The organism is Photobacterium lutimaris (genome assembly GCF_003025555.1).
Classification (GTDB): Bacteria; Pseudomonadota; Gammaproteobacteria; order Enterobacterales; family Vibrionaceae; genus Photobacterium; species Photobacterium lutimaris.
In genome coordinates, this window is record NZ_PYMH01000003.1 from 294,779 (window position 1) to 314,876 (window position 20,098).

A 20,098-nucleotide genomic window follows, 5' to 3' on the forward strand; every position below is an offset into this window, starting at 1 on the left:
TACTTTTAACGGGATTGATTATTTAACCGTATGGTTGATAAAAAAAGCCGCCAGTAAACGTGGCGGCAAAATTTGCTAGGAATATTATTATTGTGATGGAAGGGAATCTACTTCACTTCGGGGTAAGTTTTGTAACGCACGCCCATCATCTGCTCCATGCAGTGGATCACTTGGCAGCTGTAGCCAAATTCATTGTCGTACCAAATGTACAGGACGCAGCGTTGGTCTTGGGCGATAGTCGCTGCACCGTCAACGACACCGGCATGACGTGAACCGACGATGTCGGATGAGACGATTTCTGTCGACTCGGTATAGTCAATTTGGCCTGAAAGTGGCGAGTTAAGTGCCATATCTCGCAGGTAGGCATTGAGCTCGTCTTTTTCTGCAAGACTATTGAGGTTCAGGTTAGCAACGGCCATAGAAACATTGGGGGTTGGTACCCGAATCGCATTTCCTGTTAATTTTCCTGATAGCTCAGGCAAGGCTTTGGCGACCGCTTTCGCCGCACCGGTAGAGGTTAGGACCATGTTCAGCGATGCAGAACGACCACGGCGTTCGCCATTGTGGAAATTATCAATGAGATTTTGATCGTTGGTAAACGAGTGCACCGTTTCGATATGACCGGAATCAATGCCGTACTTGTCATTGATTGCTTTTAGGATCGGGGTAATGGCGTTGGTAGTACAACTGGCCGCCGAGATGATGGTATCGTCTTCTTGGATCACAGACTCATTGACGCCGAAGACGATATTTTTCAAATCACCTTTACCCGGGGCGGTTAGTAGAACTTTTTCCGAACCGTTACAACCTAGGTGCTGGCTTAGTCCTTCACGGTCACGCCACATGCCTGTGTTATCGACAACGAGGGCATTATGAATACCAAAAACCGTGTAATCGACTTCAGCAGGACTGTCGGCATAGATGACTTGGATATAGTTACCATTGACGATAATCGCTTTGCGGTGCTCATCAACCGTGATGCTGCCATTGAATGGGCCGTGCACCGAATCTCGTCTGAGCAAGCTAGCACGTTTCTCTAAGTCGCCGTCTTTGCCACCTCGAACCACTATTGCTTTAAGGCGAAGTGGGTAACCTTGACCACTCTTTTCTACCAATAGTCGTGCAAGTAGTCGACCGATACGGCCAAAGCCATAAAGAACCACATCGCGTGTTTCAACAGATTGGGTGCTGTTTAGTGATTCCAATAATGCAGTTTGTAGGTAATCACTGATATTGGCTTCACCTTCGTTGTTTGACCAGTAGCTGTGCGCAAGCTGGCCAATATCGACACGGCAAGGTGATAGGTCTAGGGCCGTTAGTGCTTGAATCAGCGGTAATGTTTGTGTAGGTGACAGCTCAGAACCTGTGTAGCGGCGGGAAAGACGGTGGGATTTAACGATATCGATGACTGAGGTATTTACGATTTGTTTGCCGAACATCAGGACTTCAACGCCTTTTTGCCGATAAAGCTGACCCAATAGCGGGGAAATAGATTCAGCATTGGTTTGGCTTGTTTGCCAGTCGAGAAGGTATTTTTCTGGACTCATCGTTAGTTAGGACCTTTCACGTTAGGGAAGAGACCGCAGAGCGGGTTGTAATGTTTTTGTTATAATTTTATGGCGGTGAGTGTAACGGTTGTGTGGTTTTTATCCTAGTAAAATTATTGGCTTATAAATGTGATCTCGCGCAGGCTGAAACAGTGACATGGTGCAAGCTTTTAACAGCCCCTAACTTGTGGACCGTAAAATATGGCAGGACTTATTTTTGAACGTTAACAAATACGTTAGCAATTTGACTCTCAAATTGAATATATCTGCAAATCAGTGCTTGCGATAACAATTAATTCTTTATAAACAAAAGATTACTGCGTCGCTAACTTGGTGCGTATTTTGCTGGTGTGTTAGTCATTACTAATAATGCGCGGCCCTTGGCCCAGAGAGCAAATAGGTTAAGTCATGAGAATTACTTTTATATTGTTGTTCGTTGCTTTGTTGTTGGTGCCATCGACCGCATCGGCTTTGTCGGTTCAACAACTTGCAAACCAGTTAGAGAGTACTGGCCTCATCATCTATGACGGTAGGAGTAAAAAGGAATATGACACTGGACATATTCCCGGTGCTATTAGCTTTCCGTTTGGCCAAGCGTATTTCAATAAAGACAGGGCATTGTACGTAAAAGGTCGGACGCAAATTACGTCGTTGCTTCGAGAGAAAGGACTGAAACGGGAGAAGCAGGTTATCGTGTATGACAATGGCGATCTTGTTAGTGCGGCTCGCTTGTTTTGGATTTTGACACTTTATGGTCATGACAATGTAACGGTGTTCGAACCCGGCTACTCAGCATGGTCCCAGAGCCAACCGATTGAACGCCAAGCACAGAATATTAAGCGAAGCAAATTCACGCCTAATTTTGATGCATCGGTCTATGCCAGTACCACCGTCGTCAAGTTGGCGACTTATTCGAAAAATTACACCATATTGGATGTTAGAACCTTAGACGAATACCAAGGGCGAAAATCCATGAGCAGTACTTATGGCAGGATCCCCTCGGCTTTACATTTTCCTATTTCATCCTTGGTTAAGGATGAAGCGGGGCAGCAGGTTGTAAAAAGTAATATTGAATTGGCTTCTTCCATCAGTCACCTAGAACGAGATAAAAAATACATTACCTATTGTAATTTAGGCAGAAACTCCACACTGGGTTTTTACGTTCTTAAAAGGGCGGGATTTGATGTTGCTTTATATGATGGCTCTTGGATTGACTGGACGACGAGACAGTTACCGGTAGAACTTGAAAGGGAGTAATAATATGGCGGGCCGTCGAATTAAATCAACAGTCGCCATGTGTACCAAAGGTGTACTGGCTCGCAGACTTTTTGTTGTTATTGGCTTAATCATGTTGGCCTCAATATTCGTATCATTGCTTTTCACCTACCAAGAAAACCTAAAGCGTGTGACAAGGAATGTTGAGGTGCTAATGAATACCTCTTCACCGTTGGTTATCGATACGTTTCTAAGACCCGACCTTGAAAGCTCCATTGAGTTAAACCGTTTTTTTTCTAATTATGATGAAATCTCGGCGGTAAGTATTTTTGATCTTGAAGGCCAATTGAGCCATCGCTATCAGAATAACCCTGTTAGTCGATTATCGTCTACCGACGCTAAGCAAGCGGGAGTATTCAATTCAGGCTTTCATTTTAATATTGTCAGCGATATATCGTTTGGTGGTGAAGTTATTGCCCATTATACCGTTTATTATCAAGGTTCTTATACAGTAAAAGATTTGCTGATTTCCCTAATACAGCTCTCGTTGCCTTTCATTCTTATGCTGTGTTTTATTCTTTATTATGTTTATACCCGTGTCACTAAACCAATTTCTATGATTACTGAACAGCTTTCTTTAGTGGGGAAAGGGGAAGTCAGTTTACTTGAACTTACAGAGTCGGATAGTGAGGTGGGGTGCTTAGCGAGAAAGATACAGGCTTCAGATGCTAAGTTGTTTTTTAGAAACAAAAAGTTATTAGAGCTTAACCAAGCACTAGAATCCCAAGCCGAACAGTTGGATCGCGCCGTTAGAGTGAAAAGCGAATTTATGGCAAATATGAGCCACGAAATCAGAACGCCGATGAATGGTATTATTGGTTTTGTTCAGTGCCTGCAACAACGGAACCTGGATCATGAGTCGAGTCAGCAGGTTGAGTACATTAGAGAATCTGCGTGTTCGTTATTAATTCTTATCAACGAGATTTTAAGTTACTCTAAACTTGAAAGCGGAAAGGTTGAAGTATCAGAAACGGTTTTTAACATGAGCCAGCTAATCCATTCATGCGTGCAAACGGTTCGATTAGATGCCAAAGCAAAAAACCTTGCAGTGAACATTAGCTTACCGGCCGAAAAGGACTGTTACTTTAATGGTGATGAACAGCATTTGCGGCAAGTTATCACAAACTTACTAGGAAATGCCGTCAAGTTCACCGACTGTGGTTTTGTGAATGTATCGGTCGAGATTTTGCAAGATAAAGCTCATGAAGCGGACTTATGCATTCGGGTCTCTGACAGTGGTATAGGGATCTCTGCTGATAAGATTGAAAGCATCTTTGAGTCATACACGCAAGCTGACGGTTCTATTTCAAGGCTGTACGGTGGTACAGGGCTTGGGTTGACTATTTCCAGCCAGTTATGTGAGTTGATGGGGGCAAAGCTCGGGGTGATCAGCCAAGAAGGTGAGGGGACCGAGTTCTCATTTCGACTCTCGATTAAAAAAGCGTTAGCGGTCAGTGGTATCAAGCCGTTGGAGCCGCCTAAAAGTACAGAATGTGATTTATCGCAGTTTGCTCATACTCGTATTTTAGTGGCGGAAGACAGCCACGTGAACCAACAGTTGGTGATTGCTTTCCTTAAATCGATGGGATTAACCAACATCGATGTGGTTGATAATGGGGTTCAAGCTGTCAATTATATGAAAAACCGCAGACCGGATTTGATTTTAATGGATTGTCAAATGCCGGAGATGGGGGGCTTGGAAGCGACAGAAATGATAAGGCAGACCACTAATGGTAGACAGGTTCCCATCATTGCGCTCACAGCGAATGTGATGGAAAGTGAAAAACAGCACTGCTTTGATGCGGGGATGGATGCTTACCTCGCGAAACCCATTATCAAAATTAACTTGTTTAGCACTTTACTCGGTGTACTGAGTACGGATGCCGTGAGTTAAAAAAGTCCCTGACTATAATGCGACAGTTCACAGTCAGGGCTTATTGATTATTACTCTGTGGTGCATTACAACGTCAGGAGTAAGCCTTCTTTTCCTGCAAGAGTGATATTGAGCACCCCATCTTTACATTCCCATTCGTCGCCAGTGATCAACTCGGTCAAAACGGCGCTATCAGCGATACCTAACTGCCAAACCGGCAGGGTCAGCGCTTTTGATGCGTTGCTGTTATTGATTAAGGTAAGCAGTGTTTCACTCCCCAGAGTTCGGGCGTAGGCCAGTTGTTGTTGCTCGGCATGCAGCCAGTGCAGACTTCCTTCCTGCAAAGCAAGGTGGGCTTTACGGGTGCCGATGAGCTTGCTGATAAAGTCGTAAGTAGAATTTGAGGTTTCAGTTCGTTCCCAAGGGAAGCAACGGCGGTTATCCGGATCATGGCCTCCTTCTAGTGCTACTTCTGTGCCGTAGTAAATGCACGGTGTGCCGACATAGGTAAATAGCATCAGTAGAGCCAGTTTCATGGTGTCTTGATCGCCTTCCAATGTCGTCAAAAAGCGCATGGTATCGTGACTGTCCAGCTGGTTAAGCTGTGCCAGTTGGTTCTGCCACGGCACTTTACCGCGAACTTCTTCTAGCCACTGTGCAAACTCAGCTGCATCAATTTTACAGTTATGATAGGCGATATCTTTATTAGCAAAAAATGCTCTCACCGGGTGGGCAAAACCGTAATAGTTCATTGCACCATCTTCCTGATCACCTTCCAGCCAGCTGGTGGCTTCAAAGAAGTGTTCACCTAAGATATAACAGTCAGGATTGACTGATTTCGCGGCATTGCGGAAGGCTTTGACATAATGGGCATTATTGGCAGCCCCTACGCCCTCACCGAGCATATGAATAACATCAAAACGCCAGCCATCAATGTTGTACGGCGGACGAAGCCATTGCTTGATCACGGCATCGTCGCCGGCATAAATATAATTTTGGACTTCTGGGTTCGAAAAATTGAGCTTGGGTAAGCTATCTATACCTTTCCAACCAATGTAATGCTCGCTGTCACCATCGAACTGGTAGTGATTGCGGAAAGGGGAGTCAGGATTGCCAAATGCGCCGACGAACTCTTGCTGCTTCTGATAGCGATTAAACCATGGGTGGTTGACTGAGGTATGGTTATACACCGCATCCAGCACGATTTTCATATTACGCTGGTGGAGGTTGTCAACCATGGCGGCAAACTGTGTGTTATTTCCCAAGTGTGGATCGATACGGGTGTAATCAGTGGTATCGTATTTATGGTTACTCGGCGCTTCGAAAATAGGGTTCAGATACAGTGCCGTCACGCCGAGCTTTTCAAGGTAATCAATTTTATCTTCAATCCCTTTGAGGTCACCGCCGTAGAATTCATTCGGACCATTGCTATTATGCGAACCCGATACGGGGGCCCCCCATTCTTTGGCGATAGTCGGGCGTTCATCGCCCTTTAGGCAGTACTCGTTATCCACCACACTGATCGATGGGTCGCCATTGTTGAATCTATCTGGGAAAATTTGGTAGAACACCTGACTTTTGACCCACAGCGGTGGCTGATGTTGGGCGTTATATTTGAAATGTGACTCCCTACCAGGCATTCGAGGGCTGACCCCCTTGCTGTCCAGCCACCATTGGCGGCTGTTCTGCATCACTTTGAAACAGTAATGGGTTAAGGCTTTATCATGGTTCAGTGGGATTTGGCCATGCCAGTACTGGAGCCTACCTTCGGCCTTCCCTTTTTCCATATCTATCAATAGTTCTTCGTTGTCTGGTTCACAACGAATGAAAATTGTGGAAATCAGTGTGTCAGCTTCGCTGACAAGCGTTAGGGTTAGAGAGTGTTTTGAAACCGTTACCCAGTGGGTGTCCTGTCCGTGGTAAAAAAAAGGCCTGGTCATCATTGTTATTCCGCCCTCAAAAGTCGATGTGCCCAATACCTTACTGCTTTTGCATGAAAATAGAATCCTCCCGAAGCAAAAAATATAGGCGTAGCAGGGGGCGTAGAGTCGATCTGTGAGTGAGTCGAAAATATGTAGATAAAATGTCAGCCGCAACTAGATTGAGCAGCGGCTGTTAGAGGTATAAGCGATTTCTTTTTTGCGCAGTGGCATGCTGTCAACAAGTTGGGAGATGTGCTGCCAGTTGGTCTGTTTATTCCATCGGTGTTTTTCTAATCCGTCTTTACCTATCAATATAGCGGTATGGGTATCACGAGATATGTTGTAGAGCTTTTCCAAGCGCACGATGTCTTCCGGGCTGAACACATCTGTTGGTTTGTTATAGCCGTCTTTGGTCATGACCACCACTACGATGTCCCGCTCTTGTAGCATACAGTCATGCATCAGCGATTCCTTGATAAAGGTATTTACATGCTGATCTTTTTCAGGTGCGAAATACAAAATACTACGGTGATTCCAATGCATAGAACCCGTAGGGTAGGACAGGGCGCTAACACTAAAACCAACCAGAATTATCGCCAATAGACTTGTTAACAGCTTACTCATTGTCGTCTTCCTTCCTGATGGTAGGTGGGAAAGCGGGTGATGACGCTGTATAAATCAGCGCTGCTGCCAATAACTAACGACTTTCATGTCGGATTGGATCAAAGGTGCGAGTGTTGTCTCATTGTTGTGTTTATTAGTATATACCCAAGTAACTTCAACGCGCCTGGTTCAGTGAGATGACTTGGGTGATAGGTGGGTCAAGGAAGGAAAGTAGGGGAGGACCCTACTTCAAGAAACCGTGTATTTCGCCATGTGCTCTGCGACATAGTCGATAAAGACCCGCAGACGAGCAGGCATGAATTTGGTATGGGCAAACTGCAGAGCAATGTCGCCTTGGTAGTTGCCCTTGATGGTCCAGTCTTCCAATACCGGCTTCACGTCACCCTCAGCCAAGGCTCTTTTGATGACAAAGTCTGGGAAGATACCGATACCTAAGCCATCCATGACACCACGCAGGCGCATTTGGGAGTGATTGACCGCATATCTACCAGAAACAGGGATTGTGTGCATTTCCCCATCGTTGACAAAGTCCCAAATATGATCAGTCGGTGTTTCGCCGAGGTAGAGGCAGTCGTGCTGTAACAGATCGGTTGGGTGGTTAGGTATCCCTCTTTGATCAAGGTAATCGGGGCTGGCACAGAGGCTCAGGCTGACTTTTCCCATGTGTTTTAGCACTAACCCTTCGGTCGGTTTTTCCGTCAGGCGGAACACCACGTCAATCCCTTCAGAGATAAGGTCGATATCGCCATCGCGCGCTTTGAGTTTCAACTCGATTTCAGGGTACTGAGTGAGAAACGGCAGTACCATAGGCTGTAAAACAATACTCAAGAACGCTTTAGGAGCGGCCACTGTCAACGATCCGGATGGCGTTTCGTGTTCAGAGACCGTGAATTCGACCGCTTGTTTGGTCGCTTCCAGTAAGGTACCGCATTGGTTGTAAATACCTTTACCCGACTCGGTAATGACCAGCTTGCGGGTGGTGCGTACGAGCAACTTGGCTGATAGGGTTTGCTCTAGCCGGGAAAGCTGTTTGCTCAGGGCCGAAGGGGTCACTCCCAGCTTTCTTGCTGCTGCAGTGAAACTGCCTTCATCAACAACAATTTTAAATACTGCCAGCTCTGGCATTAAGGCAATAAGTTTATTTGTGTCCATAATTCACGAGACCTTTTCCACGAGAGGGGATAATAGTCTGATTGCTCTTTGATTAGAATGGCTAGAGTTCAAAGATCCTGTGAAATTGCAATAATTGCAGGTAAATCACCTAATCTATAAATGGAAATATTGCTCAAATAGACGGTTTCACCGTGTGTTTGTACCGGATGTCAATTGGTGGCAGCCGGTTGAACGATATTATTGTGAGGAACATCATGTCTGCCGCATTTTATGATCAAATCAATCAGCAAATCGAAGAAGTAAAAGCTGAAGGTCTTTACAAGTCTGAGCGCATTATCACTTCTCAGCAGAAAGCTGCTGTTTCTATCAGTACTGGCGAAGAAGTATTGAACTTCTGTGCGAATAACTATCTTGGTCTTGCTAACCATCCTGAGCTTATCGAAGCGGGTAAAGCCGGTATGGATGAGCACGGTTTCGGCATGGCGTCTGTACGTTTTATCTGTGGTACTCAAGACATTCACAAAGAGCTTGAGCAGAAACTATCCACTTTCTTAGGTAAAGAAGACACGATTCTTTACACCTCTTGTTTCGATGCCAACACGGGTTTGTTTGAAACAATCCTTGGCAAAGAAGACGCAATCATCTCTGATGCGCTAAACCACGCGTCGATCATTGATGGTGTTCGCCTATGTAAAGCGATGCGCTTCCGTTATTCGAATAACAACATGGAAGAGCTTGAGCAGCAGTTGATTGCCGCAAAAGAAGCCGGTGCTCGCCACATTCTTATCGTGACTGACGGTGTGTTCTCAATGGACGGCGTCGTGGCTAACCTCCCCGCTATCTGTGACTTAGCAGACAAATACGGCGCATTGACCATGGTTGATGACTCTCACGCTGTTGGCTTTATGGGTAAAACCGGTGCTGGTACGCACGAGTTCCACAATGTTGTTGACCGTATCGACATCATCACGGGTACGCTAGGTAAAGCAATGGGTGGCGCTTCAGGTGGCTACACATCAGGTAAGAAAGAAGTGATTGACTGGCTACGTCAGCGTTCTCGTCCATACCTATTCTCTAACTCTGTTGCCCCTGCGATTGTTAATGCGTCTATCCGCGTTATCGATCTACTAAAAGAAAGTGGCGACCTGCGTGACCGCCTATGGTCAAACGCTGAACAATTCCGTACTCGTATGGAAGCGGCTGGCTTTACGATGGGCGGTGCCGATCACGCTATCATCCCAATTATGCTAGGTGATGCAAAAGTTGCCGCTGAGTTCGCCGAGCGTGCATTGGCGAAGGGTATTTACGTTGTTGGCTTCTCTTTCCCTGTTGTACCTAAGGGCCAAGCACGTATCCGTACTCAGATGTCAGCCGCGCACTCTCCAGAGCAGCTAGACAAAGCGATCAATGCCTTCATCGAAGTGGGCAAGGACATGGGCATTATTTAATCCCATTATCCAGTAGTTCAAGGGCCAAGGGCTGGCATAGTATCAGCCCTTGCATATCTACCCTGCAGTAGGAACATATAATGAAAATCAAAGCACTTTCCAAACTTAAGCCAGAACAAGGCATTTGGATGACTGAAGTGGACAAGCCAGAGCTTGGCCATAACGATCTACTTATTCGCATCAAGAAAACTGCTATCTGTGGTACTGATGTTCACATCTACAACTGGGATGAGTGGTCGCAAAAGACTATTCCTGTTCCTATGGTTGTCGGTCACGAATATGTGGGTGAAGTTGTTGGCATTGGCCAGGAAGTCCGTGGCTTTGAAATTGGCGACCGTGTATCGGGCGAAGGCCATATCACATGTGGTCACTGCCGTAACTGTCGTGGCGGCCGTACTCACCTTTGCCGTAACACTACCGGTGTTGGTGTCAACCGTGAAGGTGCATTTGCTGAATACCTTGTGATCCCTGCGTTCAACGCATTTAAGATCCCTGAAGGTATCTCTGACGACCTAGCGTCTATCTTCGACCCGTTCGGTAACGCTGTTCACACGGCATTGTCTTTTGACCTAGTGGGTGAAGACGTTCTAATCACCGGTGCTGGTCCAATCGGCATCATGGCTGCAGCGGTTGCTAAGCACGTTGGTGCTCGTCACGTTGTTATCACTGACGTGAACGAATACCGCTTGGATCTTGCTCGTCAAATGGGTGTGACCCGTGCTGTTAACGTGGCGGAAGAGAAACTGGAAGATGTGATGGCTGAGCTGGGCATGACCGAAGGTTTCGATGTGGGTCTTGAAATGTCAGGTGTACCATCTGCTTTCAACAGCATGCTAACAAGCATGAACCACGGTGGTAAGATTGCACTTCTGGGCATTCCGCCATCAGACATGGGCATTGACTGGACTCAGGTGATCTTCAAAGGTTTGATCATCAAAGGTATCTACGGTCGTGAAATGTTCGAAACATGGTACAAGATGGCAAGCTTGATTCAGTCTGGTCTTGATCTAACACCAATCATCACTCACCACTACAAGATTGATGACTTCCAAGAAGGCTTTGACATTATGCGCTCAGGCATGTCAGGCAAGGTTATCTTGGATTGGGAATAATCCTTACCGAATAAACAAAAACGGGCTTTCAAGCCCGTTTTTTTATGTTTCATAAAACGTTAGTTATTATGAATTATTAGTTGAGTTGGCATTAACCCAGCATGGCACTCATCGTAACAAGCGCAACCAAGCCGCCCATCATTGGAATCGCAGTACGCTTAACCAGTTCAATTGGTGAGATACCAGCAACACCCGCACACGCAATAACAACACCAGCGACAGGGGAGAATGAACGGAAGATACCTGAGGACAACTGCATAGGCAGTGCAAAGGCAGCCGTTGATACACCTAAAGTCGAGGCAATTTGTGGCGCTAGATCCGCGAAGCTAAAGAACGGCGCATTACCCGAGCCAGATAGAAGAGCGGTTGCACCAATAATGGTAACCATCACGATGATCATCGGCAGGTAACCGAGACCTGCGGTTGATGTTGCACCCAACAGCAAGCTGATAAAGCCAATCGTGCTCAAACCAACAACGAAGGTTTGTGCGGCAATAATCAATGAGACAACACTTGCAAAGGCTTTGCCCATACCATCGAGGAACACTTTCAGTGACGCCGCCACTTTTTTGCCGTCACGGTTAACAATGAAGTCACACACCATGGCAATGAACAAGCTGGTAAACATTGCTGTGACAACATCAACCTTAATCCATGAGATGGCAAAGCTGCTGAATGTCAGAAGCATCAGAAGTGGAAGAATAGGCAAGATAGCAAACCATTTCGGTGCGGCTACGATATCTTGATCGATTTCTTTCAACTCATTGGTAATACCTTTTTCGGCATCTTTCTTGTCAAACCAACGCTGGCAGAAGAAATGCAGTACAGCAATAACACCCATGACAACCGGGGCAACGATCATCTGGTGGTTAACAAAGTAGGTTGCCGCATCAATGCCGATAACTTCAGCTGCTTTTAGCGAGTTACCTGAAGCAGGGCCTAAATCAAGACACGCAGTTGTTGCCAATACCGCGGCGGTAGATGCCGGTGTACAACCGATACGCACCAGTACAGGGTACATAGCAACAAGCAGAAGCATTGCCAAGCCAACAGCAGATGGAATGAAGATATTGATGATCTGGCCTAGGACGTATGTCAAAGCGAGAACAACATATGGGCTTTTTATCAACGACAGTGGCTTGGTTGATACTTGAACCATGGCATTGGCAGCGCCGATGTGGTTCATATAGCTAGAAAAGCCAGCCACACTCATGATAATCAAACCAAGGTTGGCTAAGGTTGAAGAGGAGAGTGCTTTAATTACAAGGAAAAAGTCAAAAACAACCGCACCGGAAGAATTTGTTCCTGATGGTAGGAAGTCGGTATTACCTGAAACAACACCAATTAAAATCATTAATAGGCCAGCGGCAAAAAGTGCAGCCTGGGTGTTATATTTTTTTACAATTAAAAAACCCGCGCCAAATATGATGGGTAGCGATAGCAATGGGATGAACATATTTAATCTCACATAATATTCATAAGTACAGAATGTTGATAGCTAATTATGTAATGTGTATATAAAGCTAAAAGTAAAGTATCAACAACATTGGTTCAATTTAACATCCCTGTATCAAATATTGCTCCTGCAACATATCGAGCCATATCTCCTAACGCACGCATAACATCTGACTTAACTGCAAAATATGATGTGGAAGTGCAAACGTATAGGAAATAGACAAACCTAACTCAATAACTTTAATTTATGAGTAATGAATGCCTGAATCAATTTTACTGAAAAGGATGATTGAAAGGATAAATGCTTCATGTGTGTTGAGACCTAGGTCATATTGAGGTGTGTAACAAAGTTTGTCTGGGAATTAATCGGGAAATAACCGTGAATAGAAATAAGAAGATTTAGATAATATAAAAACAAAATAACAATAAAGGATGATGCTTGTGTATTGTTTATAGTGGTGTTGTTATTGGTGTTGGTGGATGTGAACAATTAGATCACAAGTTACAATATATTGTTCATTGGTTTAGTTTATATTCCAGTTTTTTTATGCAAATGAGTGAGTTGCTTTATGTCGCCGATCTCAGCGACAGAGTCACCCGCAGGGCGGTGGGAAGAATGAAATCTACTCGTGATGAAGCTCACAAAACCTGTTATACTTCGGGCACATGGTGAGGAAGTCGTCTTTATGGCGACTTTTTTATTGCTTGATATACATCATTATTGGAACAGTACATTGATTTCTACAGCTAATATCACGATGCAGTTTGGCGACAAGCCACTGTTTGAGAATATCTCAGTTAAATTCGGTGGCGGTAACCGCTATGGCCTTATCGGAGCGAACGGCTGTGGTAAGTCAACGTTCATGAAAATTCTTGGCGGCGAATTAGAGCAGTCAGGCGGTACTGTTTCACTCGATCCAAACGAGCGTATGGCTAAGTTGGGTCAGGATCAGTTTGCTTTCGAAGAATACTCTGTGGTTGATACCGTTATTATGGGTCACAAAGAGCTTTGGAAAGTAAAGGAAGAGCGCGACCGCATTTACGCATTGCCAGAAATGTCTGACGAAGACGGCATGCGTGTTGGCGACCTCGAGACTGAGTTCGCCGAAATGGACGGTTACTCAGCGGAGGCGCGTGCTGGTGAGCTTCTACTTGGTCTTGGTATTCCTGAAGAGCAACATTTCGGCCTAATGAGTGCCGTTGCGCCTGGCCTGAAAGTTCGTGTTCTTCTGGCTCAGGTTTTGTTTGCAGACCCTGAAATCATGCTTCTTGATGAACCAACGAACAACTTGGATATTCATACAATTAGCTGGCTGGAAGAGGTCCTTTTGGCGCGTAACTGCACCATGATCATCATCTCGCACGACCGCCACTTCCTAAACAGTGTTTGTACCCACATGGCTGACCTTGACTACGGTGAACTTCGCCTATTCTCTGGTAACTATGATGAGTACATGATCGCCGCTGAGCAAGCTCGTGAACGTCTACATTCTGATAATGCGAAGAAGAAAGCACAAATGGCGGAACTACAAACGTTCGTAAGCCGCTTCTCTGCTAACGCATCAAAAGCAAAACAAGCTACGTCGCGTCAAAAGCAGCTTGATAAAATTCAGCTTGATGAAGTGAAAGCATCTAGCCGTCAAACACCGTTTATCCGCTTCGATCAGGAAAAAGAGCTTTTCCGTAACGCATTGGAAGTCGAAGGTCTTAAGCAAGGCTACGGTGATAATATCCTTATCAACGGCGTTAAGATGCTGGTTGAAGTGGGTGAGCGTATCGCTATCATTGGTGAAAACGGTATCGGTAAATCGACGCTGCTGAACACCCTTGCGGGTGCGATGGAGCCGATGGATGGTATGGTTAAGTGGTCAGAAAACAATAACATTGGCTTCTACGCTCAGGACCATAGCGCTGACTTTGAAGAAGATATGACGCTGCTTGAGTGGATGGGTCAGTGGAAAAAAGAAGGTGATGACGAGCAAACCGTTCGTGGCATTCTTGGTCGTATGCTGTTCTCACAAAATGACATTAAGAAGTCTGTAAAAGTGATTTCTGGTGGTGAGCAGGGTCGTATGTTGTTTGGTAAGCTGATCATGCAAAAACCAAACATCCTTCTGATGGATGAACCAACCAACCACATGGATATGGAATCTATCGAAGCATTGAATTTGGCACTTGAAAACTTCAAGGGCACACTACTGTTCGTCTCTCACGATCGTCAGTTTGTTTCTTCGATTGCAACGCGTATCCTTGAGATTACCAAAGATGGCGTAGAAGACTTCCACGGTACCTATGAAGAGTACCTAGCGAAGAAAGGCCTTGTTGGCTAATCAACGTTTAGTTGAATTTGCTTTTAAAAGCCGCCTTAAATGGCGGCTTTTTATTACATATGATGGTGAAGTACTATACCCATATAGATAGGTATTAGTGTGCTTCATCTTTATAGAAAAAGGAAAAAGTATGAAGATTTGGGTCGATGCCGACGCTTGTCCTAATGTCGTTAAGGAAATTTTGTTCCGTGCAGCTAATCGGGTAGGGGTTGCTGTGACCTTGGTTGCCAATCAGTATATCCGTGTTCCGCCATCACCGCATATCAAATCGATTCAGGTTGAGTCCGGATTTGATGTTGCTGATAATTATATTGTTCAGCAGTCTGAGCCTGGCGATCTTGTGATTACCGCCGATATTCCACTGGCTGATGAAGTGATCACTAAAGGTGCCCACGCGCTAAATCCACGTGGTGAGATGTACACTAAAGACACGATCAAACAACGTCTTCAGATGCGTGACTTTATGGAAACCATGCGAAGCTCTGGTGTGCAAACCGGCGGCCCTGCGCCACTGAACCAGACCGATAGGCAAAACTTCGGCAACAAGCTTGATGCCTTTTTGGCGAAGAACCATCGTAAGTAGACGCTGTTGTTTTGCGCGTTTTATTGCGTATCACCACGGGTGTTCAATACGAGAAACAGTGAGGTTACTCCTTAGCCTCACTGTCATTATCTGATGTATCTTCATCACTGCCCTCGTTGTCAGCCTCTTCGGCACTGGCTTTTTCTGCGTTTTCCTCCTTTGCTTGATCTTTCTTTTCTTTCTCGGCTTCTTGCTCTTCTAAAATGGCTTTAGGTGTCGACTTTTCTTTCTTAGCTAAGCGGTAGGCCATAGCAAGACCAAAAGAGGACTTCTCATTTGTCACCAACTCTTGTAGCGCTTTGCTGTCAACTAAATCGAGTTGTCCCATTTCAATGGCAGTACGTTTGGATTTGCCGATCACTTCATCGTTAGGCAGATCGACCATGATGGTGGCAGCTTCGGTAAGGGCGGTCGCATACTCTTCAGGGTCGTTGAGATCGTATTCGGAAATTTTCATATGCTGGCGGATTTCGAGCGCCCAATTTAATGCCAAGAACGGAATGGAAGCGGTTTTGTTGTCTTTGCCATTAGGTTTCGGTGGCGCATAGCTAATACCACTAAGAAAACTCACGAGTGAAAGATATTTGTCGTGCTTAAGCTGTTTCATCCCTATGTATTCAGGGAGATCTTTAGGCTTTATTTCCCTCCCTTTATCATTAACCAGCCATACCTCGTTATCGTTGTTCATTTCTGCCCAGAAGTCATCACCAGATCCTAGTAGGTTATGGTTTACTTTGACCGTAATAGGAACGCTGGTGCCGCCATTGGGCATCCCCCAAAATGTTGAAAGTAGGGTTAGCCCTTCTGTCAGGTAGAGGGCGCCTTCTTCAGGGCCAACGACCACGGTGCTTAACATCTCCTTGTTCTGCGCCGTCTTACCCGAACACTGGTAAGTCTCAGGGTCTGTCGGCATGGAATTGTCATCCCATTTCTTTACTGCTTTGGCACCATTTAACCGACACAGATCGTTGTACATGTTTTTTAAATCAGCTTTATAGCGCTGAAGATTGGCATAGATTTGGTCATAGTCTAGAACCGCTTGGGTTGGCAGCAATTGATCTAGAGTGACAGTAATCGTGTCGCCGTTTTCGAGCTCGCTGTAATTGACCTTTTCTGCGTGCGTTGGAAAAGGGGTACATATGATTGCACCAAGAATAAGAGAGCAAAAACGCTGACGATACATAAACACAGCCTCTAACCATTTTTTACAACAGTTTAGCAAAGCTGAGCCAATCTATTTGTTTCATCGGTGAGTGGACGAGGCACCGCAGGCTACGTTGCCTGCTGGTGCACCATATGAAGCTGACAGAAAGTGGTTAGATGCCAAGCTCGTCAAGCAGGTCGAGGTCGACATCGGTCGCTGCTGAGACTGGATTAGAGGGGTTACGAGAGCCTTGTTGTGCCGCCTCGATGATTCGGTCCGGATCACACTCTTCATGTTGGTCAAACTCTTCCAGCTGGATGAACTCTGTTTTGTCCATAGCCAGCTCCAAATAGAAAATATTATTTTTCTCCGTCGTAAAACTGACTCGTCGGGCCTGAGGACGATCAAGATTCGTATCGACGGATAACAGTATCTGTTTATTCAGGGCCAACATTTTGGGTTGGTTCTGAGTAATTGAAACTTGCAACTCACGGCGGATTTTTCTAGTGAAATCGCCGACAACCTGGTTCATAAGCTCACCAAGTACATCAGCCACTTCATCTGAGGAATGGTGGATGGCGAGATCGTCAGCTGACATGCCCATTTTGAGCATATAATCTTGGTAGAGCTCTAACGCAGCTTGATGCGAAAAGTTGGTGACAACAAGTCCAGTAAAGCCACCATCAAACAGAACAAAACACCCGATATCAGGCTTCAGGCTAGTTTTATTGATCTTTTGTACCATTGCCGAGTAACTGACTGGGCTATCTGTGGCGGCTGTCAGTACAGATGAAAAGGATTGGCATAGCTTTAGGAGAATATCGTCGGTAGTGATGACTTTGGTTTTTTTCATTTAGTTTTAGTGTTTCAAGGAAAAGAACGGGAGTGTGGCATTAAAAGCGAAGAATTGCACAGGAAATGGCTTAGGGGATTGACGTAGTTCACTTTTTTACCCATAAGCCTTTACATTCTTGTCGCAGGCAAGGCCAAAGACTATGTGAAGCGCTGCTCGAGGTAGTGGATGATATCATTGGATTCATACATCCATGTTACTTCACCTGACTCGTTCTCAATTCGCAGGCAAGGCACTTTGCGTTTACCGCCGCCATTGAGTAATGCTTGTTCGTTGTCAGGTTGCTTAGCATCTACGGTTTCTAGCGGAAGGTTCATTTTTTTTGCGGCACGACGTACTTTGACACAAAATGGGCACGTTTCGAATTGATATAGGGCCATCGATTCTAGTGCTTGGTTTATTCGTTGCTGATCTTCTTGAGCGCGTTGTTGGGGCTTTGGAGAAAAAATAGCGTTGAGCAATAGGATGAGCTTGCCAAGGATCAGGCGAATAATTTTCATTGTGATATGTCCTTGTGAGATAGTGGTGTTCAATCATACCTGTTAATCAAAATGCAAAAAACCACACGAATGTAACGGCTAATATGTAATGTGTTAGATTCTCGCTAAATTATTGAATTGTATATATCCACCTATCTTCATAAAAGTCGATCCATGTCACTAAGTGGATAATTTAATCATGCCAAAAAATATAAAATTCAGCTAAAGGCGTTATCATTATTAGCGTTGGTAAGCAATCTAGGTCATATCTTGGTGTCATATAACAAAACAGTATTAATTTGTGATGACTCACGGCTCGTACACCGAGCAATGCAAAAGTTTTTCCGTGAATTCGGCGACGTTACTTTGTACTTCGCTGATAACGGTAAGCTGGCTTTGGATTGTCTGGCTAAAAACGATATTGATGTGATGTTCCTTGATTTGACTATGCCGGTATTAGATGGCTTTGGTGTGTTACAGCAACTGCCTGTTAATTTGTATCCGACAAAAACGATTGTGCTTTCTGCTGATGTACAACAGCAAGCGATAGAGCGTTGTGTTGATGCTGGAGCGAATTACTTTCTTGCCAAACCTTTCTCTCGATCACAGCTATCTGCCACCTTGAAGAAACTGGGGATTGCTTTTGATAAAAAAGCGCAGCCTTTGTCCCTAACATACGAGCACGATCCGAGTAACTGTGCTGATGAAAATGATTACCTTAATCAGTTTAAAGAAGTCGCCAATATTGCTTTAGGTAAAGGTGCAGCCATTATTTCCGATCACTGTGGTGAGTTCATCACTATGCCAGTGCCCAATGTAGCGATGTTGGGGGCAGGGGATTTGGAAATGATGATTAGCAATCAGATCCAGCGTACAGACTCAACGCCTATTGCCCAACGGTTTGTGGGGGGCGGTATTCATGGCGAAGCATTGGTGTGCCTTTATGGTCAAGATATTACTTTGTTTGGTAAAAGGTTGGGGTTTAGCTCGTTCGACGATAAATACAGCGAAGTCATGACTGACATTGCTAATTTAATGGTGTCTTCCTTTTTGGTGTCGTTGTCTGAACAGATGAATATTCCGTTTTCTATTCGGCAACCGATTTGCCTTGAAGAATACATGGTCAGAGGTGTGAGTGATACAGCGAATAATGAGCTCTTTACCATTGAGTACAGTTACCAATCTGAAAACCTGGACATGGCCTGTGATGTGTTGCTGATGATGGATAATAACTCAACGCAAGTTATCAGACGTTTTATGGAGACCCTATCGTGAATTATCCCGAGAGCTTATCTGATTTCCACCTTACCGCGCAGTTAATCGATAATATTGATGCGGGAGTCGTTATGCTTGATAGGGAGTACCGCGTGATGACGTGGAATACTTTCATGAAGGCTTATAGTGGGATCAGTGCTGATCAAATTATGGGCGAAAATATATTTGAGGTCATACCGGATTTACCGCAGGAATGGCTAAAAAACAAAATTCAGTCCACATTTAAGCTCGGCACGCGCTCTTTTAGCTGTTGGGAAGATAGACCCTATATATTTCACTTCATCAATTTCAGCCCGGTGACGGGAGGGATGGCTGCCATGTATCAAAACATGACGCTGACTCCGCTCAAGGCGCTTGACGGTGAATATCGGCATATTTGTTTAACGATTACCGATGTATCAGATATTGCGAGAAGTAAAACCCATCTAAGGGAAAGCAATGCACAGCTTACTCATTTGAGCATCACGGACAAGTTAACCCAACTGCATAACCGCGGCCACTGGGAATCATGTTTGTCCAATGAGTTTGACCATTGTCGCCATAGTCAGAGTGTGGCTAGTTTGGTGATGTTCGATATTGATCATTTTAAAAAGGTAAATGATACTTTTGGCCATGTCGCCGGTGATGCAGTAATTAAATCGATATCCAGTTTATTGAAAAAAGCAAAACGTCAGTCTGACATTGCAGGTCGGTACGGAGGCGAGGAGTTTGGTGTGATCCTGCCAGGAACAACGGCTGAATTAGCCCAGTATTTTACCCACCGATTGCGGAACCGAATACAAGAGTCGCTCGTGAAGGTGGATGTACGGGATATTCGAGTAACGATAAGTTTAGGTATTTGTGAGTGGGCTTCTTGGATGAATTCTTATGAACAATGGCTGGAATGCGCCGATAGTGCTCTATATCAATCAAAACGGCAAGGACGAAACCGCTGTACACTCTACCAGTCAACGACGGAACAATGTGCCGCTATGCGCGGAATCTCATAGAAGCTTAGGGTGAGAATGATATTTTTACCTATATTATCAGCCTGTTTTGTCATAAAATACCCTTCAAATTTGCGCT

General features: G+C 45.0%; 16 protein-coding genes. 8 read left to right on the plus strand and 8 right to left on the minus strand.

Annotated features, from left to right (window positions below; genetic code table 11):
• Positions 1–107 precede the first annotated feature (107 nt).
• Positions 108–1,547 (minus strand): glyceraldehyde-3-phosphate dehydrogenase, encoded by a 1,440-nt coding sequence (locus C9I99_RS10325; protein ID WP_107348788.1) that lies wholly within the window; start codon positions 1,545–1,547, stop codon positions 108–110.
• Positions 1,548–1,955: 408 nt separating this feature from the next.
• Between C9I99_RS10325 and C9I99_RS10330 the strand changes: the two genes are divergently transcribed.
• Positions 1,956–2,804, plus strand: a complete 849-nt coding sequence (locus tag C9I99_RS10330; RefSeq protein ID WP_107348789.1) for a sulfurtransferase — start codon at positions 1,956–1,958, stop codon at positions 2,802–2,804.
• 4 nt (positions 2,805–2,808) lie between these two features.
• The gene (locus tag C9I99_RS10335) at positions 2,809–4,716 is read left to right on the plus strand and encodes an ATP-binding protein (protein ID WP_107348790.1); all 1,908 of its coding nucleotides are present in this window, start codon (positions 2,809–2,811) and stop codon (positions 4,714–4,716) included.
• Positions 4,717–4,781: 65 nt separating this feature from the next.
• On the opposite strand, the gene malZ is transcribed toward C9I99_RS10335, so the two are convergent.
• From malZ to C9I99_RS10350, 3 genes are all read right to left on the minus strand, one after another.
• A complete protein-coding gene (gene malZ / locus C9I99_RS10340; RefSeq protein ID WP_107348853.1) occupies positions 4,782–6,635 on the minus strand; it encodes a maltodextrin glucosidase in 1,854 nt (617 codons plus the stop codon).
• Positions 6,636–6,791: 156 nt separating this feature from the next.
• Complete coding sequence (locus C9I99_RS10345; RefSeq protein ID WP_107348791.1) at positions 6,792–7,241, minus strand: DUF4174 domain-containing protein; 450 nt, start codon at positions 7,239–7,241, stop codon at positions 6,792–6,794.
• A 228-nt stretch (positions 7,242–7,469) separates the two neighbouring features.
• Entirely contained in the window at positions 7,470–8,393 is a 924-nt protein-coding gene (locus C9I99_RS10350; RefSeq protein ID WP_107348792.1) for a LysR family transcriptional regulator, read from the minus strand.
• Positions 8,394–8,608: 215 nt separating this feature from the next.
• Between C9I99_RS10350 and C9I99_RS10355 the strand changes: the two genes are divergently transcribed.
• A complete protein-coding gene (locus tag C9I99_RS10355) occupies positions 8,609–9,802 on the plus strand; it encodes a glycine C-acetyltransferase (protein ID WP_107348793.1) in 1,194 nt (397 codons plus the stop codon).
• A gap of 80 nt (positions 9,803–9,882) precedes the next feature.
• A complete protein-coding gene (tdh, locus tag C9I99_RS10360; RefSeq protein ID WP_107348794.1) occupies positions 9,883–10,914 on the plus strand; it encodes an L-threonine 3-dehydrogenase in 1,032 nt (343 codons plus the stop codon).
• A gap of 91 nt (positions 10,915–11,005) precedes the next feature.
• Here tdh and dcuC read toward each other — a convergent pair whose 3' ends face one another.
• Positions 11,006–12,370, minus strand: a complete 1,365-nt coding sequence (gene dcuC / locus C9I99_RS10365; protein WP_107348795.1) for a C4-dicarboxylate transporter DcuC — start codon at positions 12,368–12,370, stop codon at positions 11,006–11,008.
• Positions 12,371–13,103: 733 nt separating this feature from the next.
• Here dcuC and C9I99_RS10370 point away from each other — a divergent pair.
• A complete protein-coding gene (locus tag C9I99_RS10370; RefSeq protein WP_107348854.1) occupies positions 13,104–14,699 on the plus strand; it encodes an ABC-F family ATPase in 1,596 nt (531 codons plus the stop codon).
• 130 nt (positions 14,700–14,829) lie between these two features.
• A complete protein-coding gene (locus C9I99_RS10375; RefSeq protein WP_107348796.1) occupies positions 14,830–15,282 on the plus strand; it encodes a YaiI/YqxD family protein in 453 nt (150 codons plus the stop codon).
• Positions 15,283–15,346: 64 nt separating this feature from the next.
• Here C9I99_RS10375 and C9I99_RS10380 read toward each other — a convergent pair whose 3' ends face one another.
• The 3 genes from C9I99_RS10380 to C9I99_RS10390 form a co-directional block, all read right to left on the minus strand.
• Positions 15,347–16,465, minus strand: coding sequence for a ParB/Srx family N-terminal domain-containing protein (locus tag C9I99_RS10380; RefSeq protein ID WP_107348797.1), 1,119 nt, complete (start codon positions 16,463–16,465; stop codon positions 15,347–15,349).
• Between the two features lie 133 nt (positions 16,466–16,598).
• The gene (locus C9I99_RS10385) at positions 16,599–17,279 is read right to left on the minus strand and encodes a DUF3334 family protein (protein WP_107348798.1); all 681 of its coding nucleotides are present in this window, start codon (positions 17,277–17,279) and stop codon (positions 16,599–16,601) included.
• A gap of 140 nt (positions 17,280–17,419) precedes the next feature.
• A complete protein-coding gene (locus C9I99_RS10390) occupies positions 17,420–17,779 on the minus strand; it encodes a glutathione S-transferase N-terminal domain-containing protein (RefSeq protein ID WP_107348799.1) in 360 nt (119 codons plus the stop codon).
• Between the two features lie 252 nt (positions 17,780–18,031).
• Between C9I99_RS10390 and C9I99_RS10395 the strand changes: the two genes are divergently transcribed.
• Positions 18,032–19,033: a response regulator gene (locus C9I99_RS10395; RefSeq protein ID WP_107348855.1), complete on the plus strand. Its 1,002-nt coding sequence runs from the start codon at positions 18,032–18,034 to the stop codon at positions 19,031–19,033.
• A complete protein-coding gene (locus C9I99_RS10400; protein ID WP_107348800.1) occupies positions 19,030–20,022 on the plus strand; it encodes a sensor domain-containing diguanylate cyclase in 993 nt (330 codons plus the stop codon). The genes C9I99_RS10395 and C9I99_RS10400 overlap by 4 nt, the downstream gene beginning before the upstream one ends.
• Positions 20,023–20,098: the final 76 nt, after the last annotated feature.